At 63.2% G+C, this 23,781-nt stretch carries 18 protein-coding genes, 1 tRNA gene, 1 pseudogene and 1 riboswitch; of the genes and pseudogenes, 8 read left to right on the forward strand and 12 right to left on the reverse strand.

Annotated elements, in window-relative coordinates; translation table 11 throughout:
* Positions 1 to 2 precede the first annotated feature (2 nt).
* Both AFIC_RS01125 and trxA read right to left on the reverse strand, forming a co-directional pair.
* The gene (locus tag AFIC_RS01125) at positions 3 to 677 is read right to left on the reverse strand and encodes an LON peptidase substrate-binding domain-containing protein (protein WP_275247366.1); all 675 of its coding nucleotides are present in this window, start codon (positions 675 to 677) and stop codon (positions 3 to 5) included.
* Between the two features lie 28 nt (positions 678 to 705).
* Complete coding sequence (trxA, locus tag AFIC_RS01130) at positions 706 to 1,611, reverse strand: thioredoxin (RefSeq protein WP_275247367.1); 906 nt, start codon at positions 1,609 to 1,611, stop codon at positions 706 to 708.
* Between the two features lie 222 nt (positions 1,612 to 1,833).
* On the opposite strand from trxA, the gene AFIC_RS01135 reads away from it, so the two are divergent.
* From AFIC_RS01135 to AFIC_RS01145, 3 genes are all read left to right on the forward strand, one after another.
* Positions 1,834 to 1,908 (forward strand) — tRNA-Gly (locus AFIC_RS01135).
* A gap of 125 nt (positions 1,909 to 2,033) precedes the next feature.
* A complete protein-coding gene (locus tag AFIC_RS01140; RefSeq protein ID WP_275247368.1) occupies positions 2,034 to 2,468 on the forward strand; it encodes a DUF1810 domain-containing protein in 435 nt (144 codons plus the stop codon).
* Positions 2,465 to 2,935 (forward strand): secondary thiamine-phosphate synthase enzyme YjbQ, encoded by a 471-nt coding sequence (locus AFIC_RS01145; protein ID WP_275247369.1) that lies wholly within the window; start codon positions 2,465 to 2,467, stop codon positions 2,933 to 2,935. The genes AFIC_RS01140 and AFIC_RS01145 overlap by 4 nt, the downstream gene beginning before the upstream one ends.
* Here AFIC_RS01145 and AFIC_RS01150 read toward each other — a convergent pair.
* From AFIC_RS01150 to ggt, 3 genes are all read right to left on the reverse strand, one after another.
* Entirely contained in the window at positions 2,932 to 3,516 is a 585-nt protein-coding gene (locus AFIC_RS01150; protein WP_275247370.1) for a DUF2239 family protein, read from the reverse strand. The genes AFIC_RS01145 and AFIC_RS01150 overlap by 4 nt on opposite strands.
* 72 nt (positions 3,517 to 3,588) lie before the next feature.
* Entirely contained in the window at positions 3,589 to 4,470 is an 882-nt protein-coding gene (locus AFIC_RS01155) for an SDR family oxidoreductase (protein WP_275247371.1), read from the reverse strand.
* 18 nt (positions 4,471 to 4,488) lie between these two features.
* Positions 4,489 to 6,198 carry a gamma-glutamyltransferase gene (ggt, locus tag AFIC_RS01160; RefSeq protein WP_275247372.1) on the reverse strand — a complete coding sequence of 570 codons (1,710 nt, stop codon included), beginning with the start codon at positions 6,196 to 6,198 and terminating at the stop codon, positions 4,489 to 4,491.
* A 104-nt stretch (positions 6,199 to 6,302) separates the two neighbouring features.
* Between ggt and AFIC_RS01165 the strand changes: the two genes are divergently transcribed.
* Positions 6,303 to 7,712, forward strand: a complete 1,410-nt coding sequence (locus AFIC_RS01165; RefSeq protein WP_420833353.1) for an MFS transporter — start codon at positions 6,303 to 6,305, stop codon at positions 7,710 to 7,712.
* Here AFIC_RS01165 and purH read toward each other — a convergent pair.
* The 3 genes from purH to AFIC_RS01180 all read right to left on the reverse strand — a co-directional run bounded on the left by purH (position 7,709) and on the right by AFIC_RS01180 (position 12,612).
* Entirely contained in the window at positions 7,709 to 9,301 is a 1,593-nt protein-coding gene (purH, locus tag AFIC_RS01170) for a bifunctional phosphoribosylaminoimidazolecarboxamide formyltransferase/IMP cyclohydrolase (protein ID WP_275247374.1), read from the reverse strand. The genes AFIC_RS01165 and purH overlap by 4 nt on opposite strands.
* Positions 9,302 to 9,407: 106 nt before the next feature.
* Positions 9,408 to 11,156, reverse strand: coding sequence for a heparinase II/III family protein (locus tag AFIC_RS01175; RefSeq protein WP_275247375.1), 1,749 nt, complete (start codon positions 11,154 to 11,156; stop codon positions 9,408 to 9,410).
* 115 nt (positions 11,157 to 11,271) lie between these two features.
* Positions 11,272 to 12,612, reverse strand: coding sequence for an RsmB/NOP family class I SAM-dependent RNA methyltransferase (locus AFIC_RS01180; RefSeq protein ID WP_275247376.1), 1,341 nt, complete (start codon positions 12,610 to 12,612; stop codon positions 11,272 to 11,274).
* A gap of 173 nt (positions 12,613 to 12,785) precedes the next feature.
* Between AFIC_RS01180 and AFIC_RS01185 the strand changes: the two genes are divergently transcribed.
* Positions 12,786 to 13,028, forward strand: a complete 243-nt coding sequence (locus tag AFIC_RS01185; RefSeq protein WP_275247377.1) for a DUF1674 domain-containing protein — start codon at positions 12,786 to 12,788, stop codon at positions 13,026 to 13,028.
* Between the two features lie 78 nt (positions 13,029 to 13,106).
* Positions 13,107 to 13,673 (forward strand): thermonuclease family protein, encoded by a 567-nt coding sequence (locus tag AFIC_RS01190; protein ID WP_275247378.1) that lies wholly within the window; start codon positions 13,107 to 13,109, stop codon positions 13,671 to 13,673.
* Here the strand turns inward: AFIC_RS01190 and AFIC_RS01195 are convergent.
* Both AFIC_RS01195 and AFIC_RS01205 read right to left on the reverse strand, forming a co-directional pair.
* Positions 13,670 to 14,317: an anaerobic ribonucleoside-triphosphate reductase activating protein gene (locus AFIC_RS01195; RefSeq protein ID WP_275247379.1), complete on the reverse strand. Its 648-nt coding sequence runs from the start codon at positions 14,315 to 14,317 to the stop codon at positions 13,670 to 13,672. The two genes, AFIC_RS01190 and AFIC_RS01195, sit on opposite strands and share 4 nt — an antisense overlap.
* A pseudogene (locus tag AFIC_RS01205) lies at positions 14,274 to 16,517 on the reverse strand (ribonucleoside triphosphate reductase). The gene AFIC_RS01195 and the pseudogene AFIC_RS01205 overlap by 44 nt, the downstream one beginning before the upstream one ends.
* 99 nt (positions 16,518 to 16,616) lie before the next feature.
* Positions 16,617 to 16,831: riboswitch (cobalamin riboswitch) on the reverse strand.
* A 454-nt stretch (positions 16,832 to 17,285) separates the two neighbouring features.
* Between AFIC_RS01205 and AFIC_RS01210 the strand changes: the two are divergent.
* Together AFIC_RS01210 and AFIC_RS01215 are read left to right on the forward strand one after the other, a co-directional pair.
* The gene (locus AFIC_RS01210) at positions 17,286 to 19,538 is read left to right on the forward strand and encodes a TonB-dependent siderophore receptor (protein ID WP_420833375.1); all 2,253 of its coding nucleotides are present in this window, start codon (positions 17,286 to 17,288) and stop codon (positions 19,536 to 19,538) included.
* Between the two features lie 61 nt (positions 19,539 to 19,599).
* Positions 19,600 to 20,814 carry a PepSY-associated TM helix domain-containing protein gene (locus AFIC_RS01215; protein ID WP_275247382.1) on the forward strand — a complete coding sequence of 405 codons (1,215 nt, stop codon included), beginning with the start codon at positions 19,600 to 19,602 and terminating at the stop codon, positions 20,812 to 20,814.
* A 58-nt stretch (positions 20,815 to 20,872) separates the two neighbouring features.
* Here the strand turns inward: AFIC_RS01215 and AFIC_RS01220 are convergent, their stop codons facing one another.
* Entirely contained in the window at positions 20,873 to 21,397 is a 525-nt protein-coding gene (locus AFIC_RS01220; protein ID WP_275247383.1) for a L,D-transpeptidase, read from the reverse strand.
* Positions 21,398 to 21,702: 305 nt separating this feature from the next.
* Positions 21,703 to 23,658 (reverse strand): acetate--CoA ligase, encoded by a 1,956-nt coding sequence (gene acs, locus AFIC_RS01225; protein WP_275247384.1) that lies wholly within the window; start codon positions 23,656 to 23,658, stop codon positions 21,703 to 21,705.
* Positions 23,659 to 23,781: the final 123 nt, after the last annotated feature.

Consider the following 23,781-nt stretch of genomic DNA (forward strand, 5'->3'; position numbering starts at 1 on the left):
AATTATTGCACCGGCGGATCGCCCGAGGTCTGCTTCTTGGCGAGGTCCATCTGCGTCACCGCGATCAGGATTTCGGCGCGGGTCTTGAGGTCGGGCGCTTCCAGCAGCGCCTGCTTCTCGGCGGGGCCGTAAGGCGACATCATCGCCAGCGCGTTGACCAGCGCCTCGTTGGGCGCTGCGCGGATGCCGTCCCAGTCCACCTTCAGCGAGTTGGCCTTGAGGAATTTGGTGAGGGTGTCGAGCACGGCGTCGCGGTCGACCTCGTCCTCGCCCTTGCGCGCGACGAAATCGTCGATGAAGGGAAAGAAATCGACCTTGCACTGGCGATAGGGCGTCAGCACCGTCAGTTCATCGACCACCTGAAAGCGCGCGATGCCCGTCAGTTCGAGAATGTAGCGCCCGTCGCCGGTCTCGCCGAACTGCGTGATGCGGCCGACGCAGCCGACGCGAAACAGTTTCGGATGCTCCTCGCTTTGCGAATGCGCGGCGTCGGGCTGGATGATGCCGATCATGCGGTGGCCGTCGCGCAGGGCGTCGTCCACCATTTCGAGATAGCGCGGCTCGAAAATGTTCAGCGGCATCTGCCCGCGCGGCAGCAACAGCGCGCCGGAGAGCGGAAACACCGGGATGGTTTCGGGAAGATCGCCCGGCCCGTGATATTCGGAATTGATGGCCATTCGACTGATCCCCGCCAGCTTTGCGCGATCACGAGAACAGAATGGTGGACAGGCGCTTGCGGGCATCCACGGTGGCCTCGTCCTCGCCGCCCCATGCCTCGAAGAATTGCAGAAGCTGTTTGCGCGCGCCGTCCTCGTTCCACTTGCGGTCGCGCCTGACGATTTCCAGCAGATGATTGGCGGCGTCGCCGCGTGCGTTCTTGGCGTTCAGCGCGATGGCGAGATCGTAGCGCGCCTGATGGTCGAGCGGATTGGCGGCGACCTTCTGCTCAAGCTCCGCGACCGGGCCGACCGATTGCGCCTGCTCGGCGAGATCGAGCATCGACTGCGCGGCGGCAACGGCGGCATCATTGCGCTTCGCCTCCGGCACCATGGCGAGCGTCTGTTTGGCCTGCTCGAGCGAGCCCGCGACGACATAACAGCGCGCCAGCCCGGCCATCGCCGGAACGCTGGTTGAATCCTGCGCCAGCACTTCGGCATAGATCTCGGCGGCGGTGGCGGCGTCGCCCTCGGCCAGATGCGCCTCCGCTTCCGCGATCAGGTCGGCGTCGCCGCCCGGCATGCCCTTGGTCAGCTTGTCGATGAAGGCGTTGATCTGGCTTTCCGGCTGCGCGCCCATGAAGCCGTCGGCGGGCTGACCATTGACGAAGGCGATCACTGCCGGAATCGACTGGATGCCCATCTGCCCCGGGATCGCCGGATGATCGTCGATGTTCATCTTGACGAGCTTGACCTTGCCTTTGGCGGCGCGCACCGCCTTCTCGATGATCGGCGTGAGCTGCTTGCACGGGCCGCACCATGGGGCCCAGAAATCGATCAGCACCGGCTGGCGCTTGGATTCCTCGATCACGTCCTGCACGAAGGTCTGCGTTGTGGTGTCCTTGATGAGGTCCGGTCCAGCGCCTGTGGCGGCGTCGTTATCGAGTATCGTCACGTCGTTTCATCCCGGCTGATGGCTGTGGTCGGGCACGTTTACCATGCCCGGTCCTAAAATGGCGGCGAAAGTGACGATTTCAATCGGGGAAGCGCTTGAAATCGTTCCCGAACATGAACTTAAAGCCCATGCCGGGGTCAAAAAGACCGGCTTTCTCTGTTGCATTGCCACGCGGGGTTTGGCATAGGTTGCGCCCGGCGGCGCGAGCCGCCCATTTCTGATGCGGGTGTAGCTCAGGGGTAGAGCACGACCTTGCCAAGGTCGGGGTCGAGGGTTCGAATCCCTTCGCCCGCTCCAGAATCTTCCAGCCATGCGAAGAAAATTGGCAACCACGCAAGCCGCCGCAAGGCGGCTTCGTCGTTTTTGCGTACCCGACTTTTGGTTCCTTCGGCGTTATTATCGGCGAGACCGGAGGCAAGGCCATGGCGGGACGGGATGCGGGAGAGCTGCAACGCTTCATCGATGCGCAGTGGCCGCTTTACGACCGGGTCCTCTGTGAATTGCGCGCCGGACTAAAACGCACGCACTGGATGTGGTTCGTGTTTCCGCAGATCGAGGGCCTCGGCCACAGCGCGATGGCGCAGAAATACGCCATCGCCTCGCGCGAGGAAGCGGCGGCCTATCTGAAGCATCCCTTGCTCGGCGGGCGATTGGAGGAATGCACGGCGCTGGTCAATGCGGTTGGCGGAAAGTCCGCGCACGGCATCTTCGGCTCGCCCGACGATCTCAAATTCGGCTCGTCGATGACATTGTTCGCGCAGGTGGCGAAGGGCCACAGCCTGTTTCACGAGGCGATTGAAAAATATTTCGGCGGACGGTTTGATGAAGCAACGCTCGCAAGGATCGGAAGGTCATGAAAATCAGCGGACACCGCTCGCGCATTGCTACCGTCAAGCCCGGGCTGATCGTCACATCCGCGCTGACGGTGAAGACGCCGGGGCGCGGCTTCTTCGACATCACCGCCGAAGCTCGCGATTTTCTGCGGGAGGCGCAGGCGGCGGCCGGCGCACTGACGCTGTTTGTGCGCCACACCTCGGCATCGCTCACGATTCAGGAAAATGCCGATCCCGACGTGCTGACCGACCTCGCCGATGCGCTCGACCGTCTCGCGCCGGAAAACGGCGGCTGGATTCACGGCAGCGAAGGCCCCGACGACATGCCCGCCCACATCAAGACCATGCTGACGTCATGCAGCGTGCAGGTGCCGGTGGAGAGCGCGGAGATGATGCTAGGCACATGGCAGGGCATCTATTTGATCGAGCATCGCGCGCAGCCGCACCGCCGCGAGATCGTGCTGCAATTCATCGGCAGCGCGTTGCCCTAGATCGTTGCGGAGACGGAAGCTCCGTCGAACAGATCCGACGCCAGCCGCTCGACGTGGCGGCGCACGTCCGTCGGCCAGTCCGCGATCAGCGCATGAAAGCGCGCGCCGTCATTGGCGTAGAGCGCGCGGAGCACATCCTCGTAATGCGGCTTGTTGCCCGCGATGGCCGACAGAAAACGATGCACCGATTCCTGGCGCTCGCGTGCTTCATCTTTGGCGGCGGTCTTGCGCCGCGCGTCCTCGATCAGCTTTCGCAGCGTGACCGACGCGCCGCCGGGTTGCGCGGCGAGCCATTCCCAGTGGCGCGGCAATAGCGTGACCTCGCGGGCGACGACGCCGAGTTTCGGCCGGCCCGGCCCGCGCGGGGCCGGTTCGGGAGACAATGTGTTTTTGAGCCGCATGGTGACGTCCGCGACCGAGCCGCGAAAGTCGATTTCGACCGGGCGGCTGGTCTCAAGGTCGAACAGCAGGATCCGGCTCTGGGGCGACAGGATCTGTTTGACCCGCGCGGCGACGTCCACGATGTCGCCGGAGGCGACGCAGCGGTCTTCGTCGAACGCGATAATCTGGGCAAAAGGCATGACAAACCGAATGGTTGTGACGATGCCGATGATATACCCGGGTAAAATTAAGCTGTCAATATTATCCGGGTATTATTTTGGAAGGCCCGGTAGCTTGCCGAGCACGACGCCCGGCGGCGGGGTGTCGTCGTCCGGCACGAAAAGGTCCGGCATCAGCGGCACCGAGGCATCGACTCTATAAGGCTCGAAATCGGTGACGCCTTCGGCGGCGAGCACTTTGTCGTCGATGCAGAAGTGTCCGGTGAAATCTCGCGCCGGCCTGGTGAGAATGACGTGCGCGGCGTCCGCCACGATCTGCGGTTTGCGGCTGGCGCGCACCATCGCCTCGCCGCCGAGCAGGTTGCCGACCGCTGCGGTGGCAATCGTGGTGCGTGGCCACAGCGCGTTGACCGCGATGCCGTCGTCCTTCAGTTCGCCGGCGAGGCCGAGCACGCACATGCTCATGCCGAATTTCGCCATGGTGTAGGCGGTCGAGGGCGCGAACCATTTCTCCCGCATGTCGAGCGGCGGCGACAGCATCAGGATGTGCGGGTTCGCGGCTGTCTTCAAATGCGGGATGCAGGTCTTGGAAACCAGAAACGTGCCTCGCGTATTGATCGCCATCATCAGGTCGAAACGTTTCATCTCGGTCGCCTGCACCGGCGTGAGACTGATGGCGCTGGCGTTGTTGATGCAGATATCGATGCCGCCGAACTCATTCACGGTCTGATCGACGGCGGCGATCACCTGCGCCTCGTCGCGGATATCGCAGGCGACGGGCAACGCGCGGCCGCCCGCCTGTTCGATCTCCTTCGCGGCCGTGAAAATCGTGCCTTCGAGCCTCTGTTGCGGCGTCGTGGTCTTCGCGGCGATGGCGATATTGGCGCCGTCGCGCGCCGCGCGCCTGGCGATCGCAAGGCCGATGCCCCGGCTGCCGCCGGTGATGAACAGCGTCTTGCCTTTGAGGGATGTCATGTGGCCTCCCGAATTTGCTTAATAACCCGCCGCCTCCGCGCCGCGCGTGCGCGGGTCGGCCGCGCCGAGCCAGCCGTCTTTCGAAGCCGCAATCGAATTCGCCGAGGTCTGGCCCATCGGCGTCACGAGCGTATGGCCCATGGCGCGCAACGCATCGCGCGTCGCCTGCGGAAAACCGTGTTCGATCCGCACTTCGTCCGGCATCCACTGATGATGCAACCGTGGCAGGCTGACCGCCTGCGCGATGTTCATGCGATAGTCGAGCGTGTTGACGATGACCTGAAGCGTGGTTGAGATGATGCGGCTGCCGCCGGGCGAGCCGGTGACGAGCACGGGCCTGCCATCCTTCAGCACGATGGTCGGGGTCATGGACGACAACGGCCGCTTGCCGGGGCCGGGCAGGTTGGCTTCATAGCCGACGAGGCCATAGGCATTGGATGCGCCCGGCGCGGCGGTGAAATCGTCCAGCTCGTTGTTGAGCAGCACGCCGGTGCCCTCCGCGATGAGGCCGACGCCGTAGCTGAAATTCAGCGTATAGGTGTTGCTGACCGCGTTGCCTTGCGCGTCCACCACAGAGAAATGCGTGGTGTTGGTGCCTTCATGCGGCTGCGCGGCGGCCGCCTTCACCGCCGTCGATTTATCGGGGCTGATATCGGCGCGCAGTTGCGCGGCGTAATCTTTTGAGAGCAATCGTGTCAGCGGCGCTTTGCTGAAAGCCGGATCGCCGAGATAGCGCGCGCGGTCGGCATAGGCGCGTTTCATCGCCTCGATCAGCACATGCAGCGAGGCGGGCGTCTGCGCGCCCATCTTGTGCAGATCGAAGCCTTCCAGAATGTTCAGCGTTTCGATCAGCACCGTGCCGCCGGAGGAGGGCAGCGGCATCGAGACGATGTCATAGCCGCGATAGCTTCCGCGCACCGGCTCGCGCCAGACCGGGCGATAGGCTTTCAGGTCGTCGCGGGTGACGATGCCGCCCGCCGCCTGAATGGCGCTCGCGAGCTTTTGCGCGACCGGTCCATCGTAAAAGCCGTCCGTTCCATGATCGGCGATGGCTTGCAGCGTGTTCGCAAGATCGGGTTGAATAAGTTTATCGCCTTCGCGCAGCGGCGTGCCGTCCGCGCGCGCGAGAAGCGCGGCGCTCGACGGCCATGGCGCGAACCGCTTGCGCGCATCGGGCAGCGTGTCGGCGATATCGTCGGTGATCACAAATCCGTCACGCGCGAGCCTGATCGCGGGCAGCAGCAATTCGCGCAGGGTGAAATTGCCCGAGCCATAGCGTTGCAGCGCGTCAGTCAGTCCCGCGACCGTGCCCGGCACGCCGATGCCGAGCGCGCCGTCGCGCGATTTTGCTGCATCTGGTTTGCCGTCCGGCCCGAGAAACATCGTCGGCGTGGCGGCGGCGGGTGCGGTCTCGCGGTAATCCAGCGCGAGGTCTTTGTTCTCGCGCGCCAGATGGATCACCATGAAGCCGCCGCCGCCGATATTGCCCGCGCGCGGATAGGTCACCGCCATCGCGAAGGCGGTCGCGACCGCGGCGTCCACCGCGTTGCCGCCGTGCCTGAGCACATCGGCGCCGATTTTCGCCGCGATCTTTTCCTGCGCCACCACCATGCCATGGCGGGCGGACGCCGGCTGCGCGTGCATCGGCAGCGACGAGATGCGGGCATCCTGCGCCGACCCGATGGAGGGCACGAGGATCAGCAGCAAGGCGAGAATGAAACGGCTCAAATGGCAGCTTCCTGTTTCGGGGAATGTCAGAACGCGATAATCATCGCGAATTGATCTATAAGATGGCGACAGGCTAACCCGCCCACGCGTTCACGCCAACGAACATGAAGGTGAAGATGACGTCAGCCGCATCAGGCCTTGCGCCAGCCATGCAGCGTACCTATCCGCCGCGCTCGGCGGTGATCGGATGGATTTTCTTCGACTGGGCGGCGCAGCCTTATTTCACCCTGATTACCACCTTCGTGTTCGCGCCCTATTTTGCCACCCGCGTCGCGCCCGATCCCGCCACCGGCCAGTCGCTGTGGGGCTTCGCCACATCCATCGCCGGATTCCTGATCGCGTTTCTGTCGCCGGTCTTGGGCGCCATCGCGGATGCGGGCGGGCGGCGCAAACCGTGGATCGCGGCGTTCGGCGCGCTGCTGGTGATCGGCTCCTCGCTGATGTGGATCGGCAGGCCCGGAGATCCCTCGGTAATCGTGCCGGTGCTGGTCGCGTTCGGCATCGCGACTATCGGCGCGGAATTCGCGACCGTGTTCAACAATGCGATGATGCCGTATCTGGTGCCGCCGGAGAAAATCGGCCGCCTCTCCGGCACCGGCTGGGCGACGGGCTACATCGGCGGCATCGTCAGTCTCGTTCTGGTGCTGGGCTTTCTCGCTGCCAATGAGGCGACCGGGCGCACGCTGTTCGGGCTGACGCCATTGTTCGGGCTCGATCCCTTGACGCATGAAGGCGACCGCATCTCGGGACCGCTCACCGCGGTGTGGTTCGTCGTGTTCGTGCTGCCGATGTTTCTGTTGACGCCGGATCACGCCTCGAAGACACCCGCGCTCGGTGCGGTGCGCGAAGGTTTGCGCGAATTGCGCCAGACGCTGCGCGCGCTGCCGTCACAGCCCAACATGGCGACGTTCCTGATCGCCAACATGGTCTACACCGACGCGCTGGTGGCGCTGTTCGCGTTCGGCGGCATCTATGCGGCGGGCACGTTCGGCTGGCAGACCATCCAGATCGGCACCTTCGGCATTCTGCTCGCGGTGAGCGGCACGCTGGGCGCATGGATCGGCGGCAAGCTCGACGATCTGTTGGGACCGAAGACCGTCATCATTGGCGCGATGGTGATTTTGTTGCTGGCGATTCTCGCGATTCTCTCGATCGACCGCGACACGCTGTTCTTTGTCATGAAAGTCACCCCTCCCGCGCCGGGCGGCGGATTGTTCGCAGCACCCGCCGAGAAAGCCTATCTCGGGCTCGGACTGTTCATCGGTTTCGCGGCGGGGCCGTTGCAGGCGGCGTCGCGCACACTACTGATTCGTTTGGCGCCGCATGAGCGCATCACGCAGTTCTTCGGGCTGTTCGCGCTGTCGGGAAAAGTGACGTCGTTCTTCGCGCCGCTCGCGGTCAGCGTCGTCACCGCGATCACCGCCAGCCAGAAGGCCGGCATGGCGGTGCTGATCGTGTTCTTTGTGGCGGGGCTTGCGCTGCTGTCGCGGGTGAAGGAGCCCGCGCGGCCCTAATGCTTGAAGTGCCGCGTGCCGGTGAACACCATGGCGATGCCGTGCTCGTCGGCTGCTGCGATCACTTCGGCGTCGCGCATCGAGCCGCCGGGCTGGATCACCGCCGTGGCCCCGGCCTCGATGGCCACGAGCAAGCCATCGGCGAACGGGAAGAAGGCATCCGAGGCCACCACCGAGCCTTTGGTCAGCGGGTCTGAAAGGCCCAGTTCTTTCGCCGCGTCCTGCGCCTTGCGCGCGGCGATGCGTGCAGAATCGACCCGGCTCATCTGGCCCGCGCCGACGCCGACGGTGGCGAGATCCTTGGCATAGACAATCGTATTCGACTTCACATGCTTGGCGACGCGGAAGGCGAAGCGCAAATCCGCAAGCTCGGCATTGGTCGGCGCGCGCTTCGTGACAGTGGTCAGCGTCATGTCGTCGACCACGGCGTTGTCGCGCGACTGCACCAGCATCCCGCCCGCGACCGTCTTGGCGATGAAACCCTTTGCACGCGGGTCCGGCAGTTTTCCCGCAAGCAGCAGCCGCAAATTCTTCTTCGCCGCGATGATCTGGATGGCCTCTTCGCTAGCGTCGGGCGCGATGATGACCTCGGTGAAGATGCCGGTGATGGCGCGCGCGGCCTCCGCGTCGAGCGGACGGTTGACCGCGACGATGCCGCCGAATGCGGAGGTGGAATCGCAGGCCAGCGCCTTCTTGTAGGCGCTGACGATGTCATCGGCCTCGGCGACGCCGCACGGGTTGGCGTGCTTGACGATGACGCAGGCAGCACTTTTCGCCGGATCGAATTCCGCAACGCATTCGTAAGCGGCGTCGGTGTCGTTGATGTTGTTGTAGGAGAGCTGCTTGCCCTGCACCTGCCGCGCGGTGGCGACGCCGGGGCGCGCTTCCGCGCTGACATAGAACGCCGCACTCTGGTGCGGGTTCTCGCCGTAACGGAGTGCTTCCGCGAGCCGCCCGCCGATGGCGCGGAAATCCGGCGCGTCGATCTTCAGTTCGGCCGAGAACCAGTTCGAGATCGCCGCGTCATAGGCTGCGGTGCGCGCATAGGCCTTCGCCGCGAGCCGCTTGCGCAGCGACAGCGTGGTCGCGCCCTTGTGGGCGGTGAGTTCGTCGAGCACGGCCTGATAGTCGGAGGCTTCGACGACGACGGCGACGTCGCCATGGTTCTTCGCGGCGGCGCGGATCATCGCCGGTCCGCCGATGTCGATGTTCTCGATGCAATCCTCTTCGGTAGCGCCCTTTGCGACGGTGGCTTCAAATGGATAGAGATTGACCACCAGAAGGTCGATCGGCGCGATGCCGTGATCCTTCATTGATCTCGCATGGTCGGCATTGTCGCGGATCGCCAAAAGGCCGCCATGTACCTTCGGATGCAGCGTCTTGACCCGGCCGTCCATCATTTCCGGAAAACCGGTGAGGTCGGAGACGTCCATCACCTTCAGGCCCGCATCCGCGATCGCCCTGGCGGTGCCGCCGGTGGAGACGAGTTCGACGCCGTGGGCGGCGAGGGCTTTGGCGAAATCGATCAGCCCGGTCTTGTCGGAAACGGAAAGCAGGGCGCGGGTCACGCGGCGCGGATGGTCGGTCATGCGATGTCCAGAAGCAGGAAGGGATTGCGGCTACGCGCTAACATAGTTTGTGCGCCGGCAAAACCTTGGATTCCCGCTTTCGCGGGAATGACGGGGAGCGAGAACGCTACAGCGGTAATTCCGGCTCGCGGCGCGGGTCGCGCCTGGCATTGGCGGCCGCCGCACTGGCGGATTTGGCGAAACTCCAGTTCACGGTGGCCACCTGCCGCGCATGCTGGCGGATCACGATCTGGGTGGTCCGTCGCGGGCCGTCCGATCCGGCCAGAAACACGCTGTCCTCGAGGTCGATTTTCTGGTGCGGAGCCTCGAAGGTCCAGACATCGCGGTTGGGCAGCATCAGCATCGCGCCGCGTCCGTCGCTCAGGCGGTTGACCTTGATGGAGGGATGCAGGTGAAAGCGGATGGCGTAGTCGTCCATGCTGCCGCGAAACGCCGAGCCGGGGTCCTTCGCCAATTCGTCCTCGCCGTCGATGCGGCTGCCGTCGGCGGCGATAGTCAGGACGCGACGATGGATGAAGCCGAACTGCTTGCGGTAGCCGTCGTGCGACATCGTCAGCACGGTGCCTTCCGAGGTGATTTCGCGATAGGATTCGACGGTCTCAGGCCCCGCGACGATCGGCGAGCCTTGCAGCATCCGTTTCATCGCCGTGCGTTCGACGAACTGGCAGGACGATGTTTCGGCATAGGTCAGCGTCGAATGCGCCGCCGTGGACCGCGCGAAGCTGCGCCAGTTGTCGCGTCCGGTCGAGGGTATGCCGCAATTGACGACGATGCGGTTGACCCCGCTCGACATCTCGAACGACAGGCATCCCGCATGGGCGTCGCGGCTGAGAGACGGCGGCGGCGGCGGGCCGGTGTCGGCGATGATGGTGAGCGTGCCCGCGTCGAGCCGCTGGAATCCGGTGTGCGGCATGTGCGGCATCGGCGTGCCGTGGGTGTCGTCATAGGCGAGCAGCGTGGCGAGCACGCCGGGGGCGGCGGCGTTCATGCCGTTGAACAGCGCGAACGAGCCGTCGCCGTGGCGGAAGAAACGCAGCATCGGCATCATCCGGTCGATGGCGTTGAGGAGCGCGGGCGGCGGCGCGATGTTGCGCGCGGCGAAGGTCTGGCGCAGCGGCAGCAGATCGAGCAGCAGTTCGACCAGTGCTTCCGGGTTGCGCGAGACATGGCCGCCATCGGGGAGGATCTGGCGCTGCAATTCGTCGGAGAGTTTTTTCGTGGCGCCCTTGATGTGCTTGGCCTGGTTGGCAAGGCAGAGCGAGGCGTAGCAAAGCGCGATCAGAACCTGTAGCCGCGCGAGGCCATCGGGAATGTCGGCCTTGGTGTAGCGCAGGAAACGGATTTCGCGGGTGAGGTTTTTCAGGAAGCGGCGGTAGAAGCGCGCATCGGCGTCGTGCAGCACCAACGGCGCCTGCGACAGCAGCGAGATGATGCGGCGTCCCACCACATCGGCGCGCTTCGCCACCGCGCTCTTGCGCGGATGCGCGAGCCAGTCGTCCAGCAGCGCGCGGGCGTTGGCGCGGGTGATCGCCGAATCGGCGGCGCGCAGATGGCGCAGCCAGCCAAAGCCGAGCAGCGCGACTTCCCACTCCTCGGAGGGCGGATCGAGTTCGAACACCGAGCGGCCATGGCAGGTGACGATTTTCCCCGCGAACACGAAGCGGCCTGAATAGATTTCGGCGGCACGGGTGGCATCGGTGGTGCGCAGATCGTGCGGAGCAATCAGCAGGCGGTCGGAGCGGCCGGGCAGGATGCGCGTTAAGGCTACCGATGTACCGCTGGCGCGCGCCAGCACCTTCCGCCCGACTCGTCCGAGCAGAAGTGCCGATATGCGTCTTTGTCCGGTAACCGACATCGTCCCCGTGCCGGAGGGAATCTCCGTGTGTCCTTTTTAGTCCGGAATTCCGGACAAGGCACGTCCGCATGGGGACAAAAGCCGGGAGGCGTCTGTGCGGAAAGGAGAAATCAGGTCAGGCCTTGGTCAGGCGCGCGGCGTAAAAGCCGTCCAGCCCCGACAGCTTCGGGTCGGCATGGGGCAGGTGGCAGGGCAGCGTGCGGACATCGCCCTCGGCGGTGATGAGTTCCGCCAGCCCGGCCAGTTCGCCGGGTTCGACGGGCATGCGCTTCATCTGCGGTTCGGAGGCGAGCAGCGATGTGATCGCCTGTTCGCCTTCCTCGGGTTCCAGCGAACAGGTGCAATAGACCAGCGTGCCGCCCGGTTTCAGCAGCGTCACGCTTCTTTGCAGCAGGCGTTTTTGCAGGGCGTTGAGCGCGCCCATATCGGCCTCGTTCTTCAGCCAGGCGACATCGGGATGGCGGCGGATGGTGCCGGTCGCCATGCAGGGCGCATCGAGCAGGATCGCATCAAACGGACCGCCGTCCCATTCGGTCGCATCCGTTGCCACGCAATCGGCTTCGAGCGACAGCCGCGCGAAATTGTCCTTCAGCCGCGCCAGCCGTCCGGCGGAGCGGTCCACCGCGATGACATGCGCGCCCGCCTGTGCGAGCTGCGCGGTCTTGCCGCCCGGCGCAGCGCACAGATCGGCGACGGATTTGCCGGCGATGTCGCCGAACAGCCGGGCCGGGATCGCGGCGGCGGCATCCTGCACCCACCACGCGCCCTCGGAGAAGCCGGGCAACATCGTGATCGGTCCGTGCAGTTGCGTGCGCACGGTGCCGGTCGGCAGCGTTTCGCCGTGGAGCCGCGTCGCCCAGCTTTCGGAATCGGCCTTCACCGTGAGATCGAGCGGCGGCTCGTGGCCGATGGCGCGGGCCATCGCGCGTGCATTGTCCTCGCCATAGGCCTTGATCCAGCGCGCCACCAGCCATGGCGGCAGGTCGATCATCTCGTCCCTGACTTCCTCGACCAGCGGCAGGCCCTCGCGCGCGCAGCGTCGGAGCACCGCGTTGACAAGACCGGCATATTTCGCGGCGCGGCGGTCGGCCTGCACGAGACGCACCGACAGATCGACGGCGGCATGATCGGGTACGTCCATCCACAGGATTTGCGCGGCGCCGATCAGCAAGGCGCTCTGCGCGCGCGGCGCATCGCTCGGAATGCCGCGATCGAGCAAACGCGACAACAGATGGCCGAGCGTGCCGAGACGGCGCAGCACGGTGGCGACGAGACGGCGCATCAGCGCGCGGTCGCGATCCGACAAGGTCTTGAGAACGGGATGCGCGGCGGGGCCTTCAAGCTGATCGTCCAGCGTACGCCGCTTGTGGAGAACGCCGTCGATGATGTCGGCGGCTATGCGGCGCGCGGCGAGGCCGGGCACCTCGGTCGGCGGAACGAATCGCGAAGGCTTCATGGAATACTGTACAACCAAAGCAGGAAAGGACGGACATGCCGCAACGAGGACGCAGGGATGACATGCGAATATGCCAAATGTAAGAATCGTGACGCGGCTTAAGTAAGACGCGGGACGATTTGGAAGCGGCGGGTTTCATCGCTGTTTGTGCACTGAGTGATACGGAGGCTGACATGGCCGATGAACCGAACAAGAACGATACCGAGGCGGTGCCGCCGTGCCGTCCGCTGCCTGCCGCCGCCCAGCGCGCGCTCGCCGAAGCCGAGGCCCGCAGGGCGGAAGCGGCCAAGGCAAGTAGCAAGGAAAATGATCCCGGCCATCATCCCAGCGGACCGAAAGAGATCAACGGCCCGAAAGGCCCTGAGCCCACGCGCTACGGCGATTGGGAAATCAAGGGGATAGCCTCGGATTTCTGAAGCGTGGGGTCTCCGGCGGCCTTTACGTAAAAATCCACACCCGCTTGCCAGCGGCGCATTGCGGCGGTATCTAGGGATATGTTCCTAGATGCGCCGAATCGCATGACGACCCGGTCCGCGCAGCGCCGCGACCGCCTGTGGGCGGGGACGCTGCTCGCGGTGATGTTCAGCGCGGGGCTGGTCGCAGGTGCGTGGCTGCCGCATGGCAGGTTCAGCAGCTCCGCGACCGATCCGGTGCGGGTGGAACGCGACCGGCTGGTGGAAGCCTCGCGCAGCGGCGACGCGGGCGTTCGTCAATCCGCACAGGTCATGTACGTGATCGACGGCGACACCTTCGAGGCGCGGGTCCATCTGTGGCAGGGGCTCGACATCACCACGCGCGTGCGGCTGCGCGGCGTCGATGCGCCGGAACTGAAGGCGCGATGCCTCGATGAATCGCGCATGGCGCAGGCGTCACGCGACGCGCTCGCCGCCATGCTCAAGGAAGGCGACGTCACCATCTTCAATGTCGGCCCCGACAAGTATAATGGTCGCGTGGTCGCGGACGTGGCCACGCGCGCGACGCCGAATGTGTCAGCCGCGCTGATCGCCGCCGGGCACGGCCGTCCCTACAATGGCGGCCGCCGGGCAGGCTGGTGCGGCTAACGCACAACGTCATCATTCGAGAAACGCCTGAACGGCTGGATTTTGTGCTGCACGACACCGGCCGCGGCCAGATCCGACGCAAGTGCGGCAAGCTGTTGAGGGTTCAGGAGCGCCGTGTGGACCGTGGTGCGAATTTCGCAAGTCACGCCGCTGGCGAGGACGTGACGCAAACTCTCCCGCGCCTTGTCGCCGCTGCCGGGAACGCCGGTGATCCGCGCGTAGTCGTCGAACGCGGCCTTGACGTCGAAGCCGATCCAGTCGATCAGCGGCAGCACATTGGCCAGCCGTTCGGGATAGGGTCCCGCGCTGTGCAGGCCGATGCGGAAGCCGAGCGCGCGCACCGCGCGCATCGCCTCCGGCAATGTTGCCTGCAAGGTCGGCTCGCCGCCGGAAAACACCACGCCATCGAGCAGGCCCCGGCGGCTGCCGAGGAACGACATCACGTCTTGCCAGGCGATATCCGTTTCCGCGTTCGGTGGAATGAGATGCAGGTTGTGACAATAACTGCACGCCCACGGGCAGCCCTGGCTGAAAATCGTCGCGACGAGTTCGCCCGGCCAGTCGCAGGTGGACAGCCGGACGAATCCGCCGACACGCAATTCAGCGGAGCGCGGCGCGCGTTTCGCTGAAGAACCGGCGTTCATTGTGCTCGCCTTTTTTGCCGAGATTGAACGAGGACACCGGGCGGTGATAGCCCATCACGCGGGTCCAGATCTCGCAGGGCTGGCGCTCGTCGTCGCGCAGCGCGATCCTTTCATCAATCGTTACGTGCTGGTTCATCCTTGTCTCCTTTCAATGCGCGGCCGCCTGCCGCTTGGTTGCGAGCCGTTCGGCGTCGCATTTCGGACAGAAGGCGTGTTCGCCTTCGAGATAGCCGTGGGTCGGGCAGATCGAGAATGTCGGCGTCACCGTGATGTAGGGCAGGTGGAAACGCGTCAGCGCGCGCTGCACCAGCTTCTTGCACGCCGCCCCCGATGACAGGCGAGAGCCCATATAAAGGTGCAGCACCGTTCCGCCGGTGTACTTGCATTGCAGTTCGTCCTGCCGCTCCAGCGCCTCAAACGGATCGTCGGTGAAGCCGACCGGAAGCTGGCTCGAATTGGTGTAGTAGGGATTTTCGTCCGTGCCCGCTTGCAGGATGCCGGGATAGCGTTTGCGGTCTTCCTTTGCGAAGCGATAGGTGGTGCCTTCCGCGGGCGTCGCTTCGAGATTGAACAGGTTGCCGGTCGCCTCCTGAAATTCCCTGATGCGCGCGCGCACATGGTCGAGCAGGCGCACCGCGAAGGCGTGGCCCCATGGCGTGGTGATGTTCTCGCAATCGGCGGTGAAGTTGCGGATCATCTCGTTGACGCCGTTGACGCCGAGCGTGGCGAAGTGATTGCGCAGCGTGCCGAGATAGCGCTTGCTGTAGGGAAACAGCCCGTCGTCCATGTAGCGCTGCACAACTTTGCGCTTGATCTCGAGGCTGTTGCGGCCGATCTCCAGCAGCGCGTCGAGGCGGTGGAATAAACCTTCCCCGTCGCCGCGATAGAGGTAGCCGAGCCGCGCGCAGTTCACCGTGACGACGCCGATCGAGCCGGTCTGCTCGGCGCTGCCGAACAGGCCGTTGCCGCGCTTCAACAACTCGGTGAGATCGAGTTGCAGACGGCAGCACATCGAGCGGATCATGTTCGGTTTGAGTTCGGAATTGATGAAGTTCTGGAAATACGGCAGGCCGTATTTCGCCGTCATCTCGAACAGGCGGCCGGCGTTCTCGCTGTCCCACGGGAAATCGGCGGCGATGTTGTAGGTCGGGATCGGGAAGGTGAAGACGCGGCCTTTGGCGTCGCCTTTGGTCATCACCTCCATGTAGGCGCGGTTGATCATGTCCATTTCGGATTGCAGATCGCCGTAGGTGAAGCCCATCTCCTCGCCGCCGATCACCGGCACCTGATCGCGCAGGTCCTCGGGACAGGTCCAGTCGAAGGTGAGATTGGTGAAAGGGGTCTGCGTGCCCCAGCGCGAGGGGACGTTGAGGTTGTAGATCAGCTCCTGAATCGATTGCAGCACCTCGGCATAATCCAGCCGGTCCTTGCGGATGAACGGCGCCATGTAGGTGTCGAACGAACTGAACGCCTGCGCGCCCGCCCATTCGTTTTGCAGGGTTCCGAGAAAATTCACGATCTGCCCGACAGCGCTGGACAGATGCTTCGGCGGTCCTGCTTCCACTTTCCCCGGCACGCCGTTGAGGCCTTCGGTTAACAGCGTGCGCAGCGACCAGCCGGCGCAATAGCCAGCCAGCATGTCGAGATCGTGGATATGAATATCGCCCTCGCGATGCGCCTCCCCGATCTCCGGCGGATAGACATGCGACAGCCAGTAGTTCGCGACCACCTTGCCTGAGAGATTGAGGATCAGCCCGCCGAGCGAATAGCCCTGATTGGCGTTGGCGTTGACGCGCCAGTCGCTGCGGTCGAGATATTCGTTGATGGAGGACGCGACATCGACCATGGTCTTGCGGTCGGCCCGCGCCTGTCCGCGCTTCTCGCGATAGACGATGTAAGCGCGCGCAGTCGCGGCATGGCCCGCCGCGATCAGCACACCTTCGACAATGTCCTGGATGTCCTCGATCCCCGGCGTGCTGTTTGCGAAGCGTGTGCCGATGGTGCGCGCGGCCTCGTGCGTGAGACGATCCGACTCGTCATCGCCCAATGCGCCCGTCGCCTGTCCGGCGCGCGCGATCGCGGAGCGAATCCGGTTGAGGTCGAAAGGCGAGGACGCGCCGTCGCGCCTGATGACGAGAGACGGCAAAGCGAGCGGGGGTAGGTGCGCTTCGGCTTGATCATGCGAAACAGAGAGAGACATCGGCACCTCCTGATGCGGAAGGCGGATGCCGAAAGGCGCGCATGAACAATGCGGAGAGAAACCGCAGACGAACACGCGACCGCCGGACTCCCCGCCCGTGGACGTTCTGGTGTCGCGGCAGGTCTCCTGGCTTGCAGGTCGGCGTCGATTCCAGTCTTCCCGAAGCGATGATCGCATCAGTGACGTGGTTGGAATCGACTCGCTGCTGACAGTTGCGGGGGCAGCGCCGGATTTGCCGCTGTCGCGGGTTCACCGGCTTCCCTCTTAGCTACTAAATCTTGCGACTCAGTAGAACCGAGACCCATGCATTTAGTGTTATCTCGGCAAAATTGTCATTGATCGCAATCAAACCGCTTCATCGGGCCTGCCCGCGAAAGCGCCGGGCGCTCTCTATCGCGATGTGACCACGGCCGCGTGCCGACCGAGACGCGCGCGAACGGGCCGGTGATGACGGGATTGTATATCCACGCAGCCATGGAAGATGTCGCTGCCGCACGCGGCTTGCCGCAGCAACGGCGCTTCGGACGATCATCGGGAAACGGAAGATCGAACGCCAGCTTCAATCCGATCGAAAAGAAAGCCGCTTGAATTCGACCTTTTCGCGCGCCGCGTTTTCCTTAGAGGCATTCCATTTTTATAGCGCATCAAGCGTTGTATCTGTTGCCGCGCAGCTTGCTTCCACCACCTGGAATGTTTTCCGTGACGCGCAATTTCAATCTTCGACTCAAAGATGTCTCCTGCTTCTCGTTGAATGGAAACAAGAGATGCCTGCTCGCCAGCGCGGCGGTTCTTTTTGCAAGTTTCTCGATTCTTCCGCATGGCGCTTACGCACAGGAACGCCAGGAACTCCCGGCTTTGACCATCGACGCTCCAAAGCCGAACTCCAAAAGAGTCAAACCAAGACCGTCGCCCAATCGTGTGCAAGCGGCTCGCCGGCAGAATCGTAACCCAAGCCCCGTGCCACCCACGGCCTCCGAACGTGCAGCGGCGGCGGCAGTGAAATTGAACGAGGCAAAGCTGGGATATCGGGCGATGCCAAGCGCCACGACGTTACGCACAGGCGCGGCGCCACTCGATACGGCTCAGTCGGTAAATGTCGTCCCGGAGCAAGTTCTGAAGGATCAGCTGCCGCGTTATCTTGATGATGCGCTCGGAAACATATCCGGCATCACCCAAACGAATACGCTCGCGGGCACCCAAGACGCCATTATCCGCCGTGGCTTTGGCGATAACCGCGACGGATCGATCATGCGTAACGGGATGCCGCTGGTGCAAGGCCGCAGCCTTGGTCCGAGTGTCGAAAGCGTGGAAGTCCTGAAGGGACCGGCATCGCTGCTTTACGGCATTCAATCTCCAGGCGGCATCGTCAATACGATCAGTAAACAGCCTGAGTTGTACCAGCATGGATCGGTTACCTTGCTGGGGTCCACGTTCGGGGGCGGAAAGAACGGCGCGAACGGAATCTTCGACATCACGGGCCCGATTGGCGACAACGGGCTGGCCTATCGTTTTATAGGCTATGGAATGGACGAGGATTACTGGCGCAATTTCGGCCGTAACCGCGAAATGCTGGTGGCTCCGTCGCTCGCATGGTACGGCGAGAACACCACGATCAAATTGAACTATGAGCATCGTGAATTCAGCTACCCGTTCAACCGGGGCACTGCATTTGTCAACGGCTCACCGCTGCCGATTCCCGCGACGCGGCGGCTGGACGAGCCCTTCAATAAGTTCTGGGGCCGCTCCGATCTCGTTCAAACGTCGCTCGAACATAAATTCAATGAAGATTGGAAGATTACGGCAGCCTACACCTATAACGCCGAGAGCTACGACGCCAATCAGCTTCGCGCCACTTCGGTCGATGTCAATACCGGCATCGAAAAGCGCAGCAATGACGGCACGCATGGCGCGCTTAGCTATATCAATTACGGGACCAGTTACCTCAACGGCCGCGTCTGGACGGGCGATATCCTTAACGAGGTGATGCTTGGCTTCGATGCGCAAGACCGAACGATCTACAGAGCGGACCTCATCCGGCAGGCAGCGCCCAACTTCAATTTCTACAATCCGGTTTATGGCCTGATTCAGCCCGGCACCACCGTGTCTCCATCCGACAGCGATCAAACCGATAAATTATCCACGCGGTCGATCTTCCTCCAGGACACGCTGCATCTGACCAACTGGTTCTATTTGGTGGGAGGCTTGCGCTGGATGGAATACGACCAGTTGGCGGGGAAGGGCCGTCCCTTCGTCACCAACACCGATTTAAGCGGAAGTAAAATTCTTCCGCTCGGCGGGGCGATCCTGAAGCTCAACGATCAAGTATCGCTCTATGCAAGCTATACTCAATCGCTTCAACCCACATCGACGATCGCGCCACTCACTGGCGGCTTTGTTATCGATTCCAACGTCGCTCCCGAGGAGGGCACTCAATGGGAAGCAGGCATGAAATTCGATTTCAACAAGCGCCTGTCAGGCACGATAGCCTGGTACGACATCGACAAAAGGAACGTGCTGGTTTCGCAATTCAATTCATCGACGGGGCTCAACGAATACCGGACCGCGGGCAAGGTCCGGTCCCGAGGAGCGGAAATCGATGTCACGGGCAGGCTGACCGACAACTGGAGCATGATTGGAAGTTACGGTTACACCGATGCAGTCGTGACTCAGGATCCGGTCTTCATCGGGAACCGGTTGCAGAACGTGGCCATGAACACGGCCTCGCTCTTTCTGGTTTATGATTTCGGAACGATGCTGCCGGGGCGGCTGCGTATCGGCGGCGGCGCCCGTTACGTGGGGGATCGCCCCGGAGATAACGCCAACACCTTTGTTCTTCCGGCGTACACAGTGGCGGACGCTTTTGCCACTTACGAGACGAAGTACGATCACACGCCTGTCGTCTACCAGTTCAACATCAAGAACATGTTTAACACCGTCTATTACCCATCCGCCGTCAACTCCCTGAACGTGGCGATGGGAGACGCAAGGCGCTTCTCGCTTTCCGCGACCGTAAAGTTCTAGGTGCCAGCTTGCAAAAATAGCCGTTTTGCAACCATGGCGGCCACGGTCCCATAGGGATTTCATGTCAAAATCCTCAACCAAAGCTGTTCTGCTGGAAGTTCATTCCATTGCCGGCCTGGCACTTTCTCTGCTGCTGGCTCTGGTCGCCTTGACGGGCGCAACGATGAGCTTCGAGGATGAAATTCAGGCGGCCTTGAATGCCGGGATGACGCGTGTCGAAGCCCGCGCCGAGCCAAAATTGATGCCGGGTGAATTGATCGCACGGGTGCAGCAGACCTTCGGCGCCAATAAAATATCGTCGTTGACGATAACCGGCAACACGACCTCGGCGGTACGCATTCGGTTCGCTCCCGATGAGCGCCGGGTCCGCCCTTCTTCGGTCTATGTCGATCCATACGATGCAAGAGTCATCGGGACTCCCGTTGGAGAAGGCTTTTTCATCACGGTGCGCAAGCTGCACCGTTGGCTGCTCATACCGGGTGATGCCAAGGGTTATGGCAGGCCGATTACCGGCATTGGCGCAATTGGCCTGATCCTGATGTTGCTTTCGGGCCTTGTTCTGCGCTGGCCTCGCCGGGCACGCAGCATTGGGGCCTGGCTTAAGCCGGGCTTTGCCTTGCGCGGCCGCGGTCTCCACCGATCGCTCCACGCCGTCTTTGGCACATGGGTGCTCCTGATCTACCTCGTAATAGCGCTGACGGGACTTTGGTATTCGTTCGACTGGTACAGACAGGGAGCGGTCTGGCTCCTGTCCCATCCATCTTCCAGCACCACGGCCAAGGCGGTGCGGAGCCCGGAGCCGCCTGAAAAGTCAGGAGGCAAGTTCGTTATTTCTTCGTCAGATCTGGATCGCGTATGGGCGGCGTTTCTTGAGAAGCAAACCCAGGGATTTGCCATTGCTCAAATGACCCTGCCGACCGGGTCTAGTAAAATCGTGCGCATCAGGTCCTGGCCATACGATGGCAGCAGCGGCGAGCGAGACGAGTTCAGGGTCAATGCCGCCACGGCAAAAATCGTTTCTTCGGAACTTTACGCCGAGAAAGGATTCGGCGATCGAATCCTTGCGCGCGTGCTGGACATCCATCGCGGCAGTATTCTCGGCTGGCCTGGAAAACTGCTTTTCATGCTCGCGGCATTGATGATGCCGCTTTTTGTTGTCACCGGTTTGCTGTTGTATCTTTCGCGCCGCCGCCACAAGCAGCTTTCCCGCGTCGTGCGTGACGATCCGATTCAGATCGGGCGCCGGGAAAACTGGGCGAACGACTCGAAATTCTAGATTTGTGGCCAGCCGCCCGCCTTCGGCGGGCTGTGCCCTTTAAGGACGCCGTTCGTGGTCAGCGCGACGTGACCACGACCGGTGTGCCGACCGAGACGCGCTCGAACAGGTCGGTGATGTCGGGGTTGTACATCCGCACGCAGCCATAGGAGACGTAGCCGCCGACCGACTTCGGCACGTTGGTGCCGTGGATGGCGTATTGCCCGCCCGCGAGCGTCATCGCCGCGACGCCCATCGGGTTGCGCGGCGAGCCGCCCTCGATCACGTCGGGAATGTTCGGATGATCGCGCTTCACGTCATCGGGCGGCGACCATGCGGGGTTGCGGTACTTGCCGCTGATGCGCGTTGCACCCGCCCATTCCTTGCCGCGCTTGCCGACGCCGACCGGATAGCGGATCGCGTGTTGCTCATCGAGAATGAGATAGAGGCGGCGCTCGCTGGTCTTCACCACGATGGTGCCGGGCGAATAGCCCGCCGGCGCGCGTACCATGTCGGGATGCGCGAAGGCCGGGGCAGCGCCGGCGGCGAGAACAAGCGAACCGGCGGCAAGGGTGGCTGCGACGAATGAGGCGAACGGGCGCATGGCGATCAGTCTCCGCAAAATCCATTCAGGCGGCGCGGCGTCCCAAAACCTGTGTCTCAAGGTTTGTTTTCGGGGCCGCGCACAGCCTGCGCCGCACAGGTGAGAAAACCGTTTCCATCCGTGCCGTGCGGCTCGCCGCCATAAAGGAAAAATCGGCGGCGGTGTAAATGTCCGCAAAACAACAGTCGCGGGCAAACCGCCGGGAAAGCCTTGCGGGAGCCTAACAATGCCGTGATGGGTGTTGACCCGGTCAAGAAAAAAGCCTCCCCCGAAGGAGAGGCTTTCGCGCGTTCACCCCGATAGGATCAGGCGTGGGCGGCCTTCTTGTTCTGCCGGTTGTTGACGAGGTCGGTGACGACGCCCGGATCGGCGAGCGTCGTGGTGTCGCCGAGGCTGCCGGGCTCGTCTTCCGCGATCTTGCGCAGGATGCGGCGCATGATCTTGCCGGAGCGGGTTTTCGGCAGGCCCGGCGCGAACTGGATCAGGTCCGGCGATGCGATCGGGCCGATGTCCTTGCGCACCCAAGCCACCAGCTCCTTGCGCAGCGCCTCGCTCGGCTCCACGCCCGCCATCAGCGTGACATAAGCGTAGATGCCCTGGCCCTTGATGTCGTGCGGGTAGCCGACCACGGCGGCTTCCGACACGCTTTCATGCGCCACCAGCGAGCTTTCGACTTCCGCCGTGCCCATGCGGTGGCCGGAGACGTTGATGACGTCATCGACGCGGCCGGTGATCCAGTAATAGCCATCGGCGTCGCGGCGGCAGCCGTCGCCGGAGAAGTACTTGCCCTTGTAGGCGGAGAAGTAGGTCTTCTCGAAGCGCTCGTGGTCGCCATAGACGGTGCGAACCTGTCCCGGCCATGATTTGGCGATGCAGAGGTTGCCGCTGCATTCGCCGTCCAGCACCTTGCCGTCGGCATCGACGATCTGCGGCACGACGCCGAAGAACGGCCGGGTCGCGGAGCCCGGCTTCTGCGCGATCGCGCCCGGCAGCGGCGAGATCATGATGCCGCCGGTCTCGGTCTGCCACCAGGTATCGACCACCGGACAGCGGGAATCGCCGACCACGCGGTAGTACCATTCCCACGCTTCCGGGTTGATCGGCTCGCCCACGGAGCCGAGCAGTCGCAGCGAGGCGCGCGAGGTCTTCTTCACCGGGGCGTCGCCCGCCTGCATCAGCGCGCGGATCGCGGTCGGCGCGGTGTAGAAGATGTTGACCTTGTGCTTGTCGATGACGTTCCAGAACCGGGAGTTGTCCGGATAGTTCGGCACGCCCTCGAACATCATCGTGGTCGCGCCGTTGGCGAGCGGCCCGTACAGAATGTAGCTGTGGCCGGTGACCCAGCCGACGTCGGCGGTGCACCAGTAGATGTCGCCGTCGTGATAGTCGAAGACGTATTGGTGCGTCATCGACACGAAGATCAGATAGCCGGCGGTGGTGTGCAGCACGCCCTTCGGCTGTCCGGTCGAGCCCGAGGTGTAGAGGATGAACAGCGGATCTTCCGCATTCATCGGCTCGCACGGGCATTCGCTTTCGACCACGGCGGCGGCCTCGTGGTACCAGACGTCGCGCTTCGGATCCATGTTGACCTTGCCGCCGGTGCGCTTGACGACAACGACCCAATCGACCTCGCCGTTGACCTTCTCGATCGCGGCATCGACATTGGCCTTCATCGCGATGGTGCGGCCGCCGCGCAGGCCCTCGTCGGAGGTGATGACGACGCGCGACTTGCAGTCGCGCAGGCGGCCGGCGATGGAATCGGGCGAGAAGCCGCCGAACACCACCGAATGGATCGCGCCGATGCGCGCGCAGGCGAGGATCGCATACGCGGCCTCCGGGATCATCGGCAGATAGATGGTGACGCGGTCGCCCTTCTTGACGTTGCGCAGCCGCAGGATGTTGGCCATCTTGCAGACTTCGTCGTGCAGTTCGCGATAGGTGATGTGGCGCGATTCGGACGGATCGTCGCCTTCCCAGATGATCGCGGTCTGGTCGCCGCGCTTCTCAAGATGGCGATCGATGCAGTTGTAGGCGGCGTTGAGAACGCCGTCCTCGAACCATTTGATCGAGACCTTGCCGAGTTCGAACGAGGTGTTCTCCACCTTGGTGAACGGCTTGATCCAGTCGACCCGCTTGGCCGCCTCGCTCCAGAACCCGTTCGGGTCCTTGATCGAGCGCGCGTACATCTCGTTGTACTTTGCCTCATCGATATAGGCGCGCTTGGCCCATTCTGGCGTGACTGGATGGATGGTCTCGGACATTGTCTTCTCCCGGATCGCCCATGAACGCGGGCGGTTAATTTTATTGAGCGGGATTATGCGCCCCCCGGGGGGAGGGGGACAAGTTGGAAGATTTAGGACTTTTGTCGAGACACGATTAAAATC

It is taken from the genome of [Pseudomonas] carboxydohydrogena (assembly GCF_029030725.1).
Lineage (GTDB): Bacteria > Pseudomonadota > Alphaproteobacteria > Rhizobiales > Xanthobacteraceae > Afipia > Afipia carboxydohydrogena.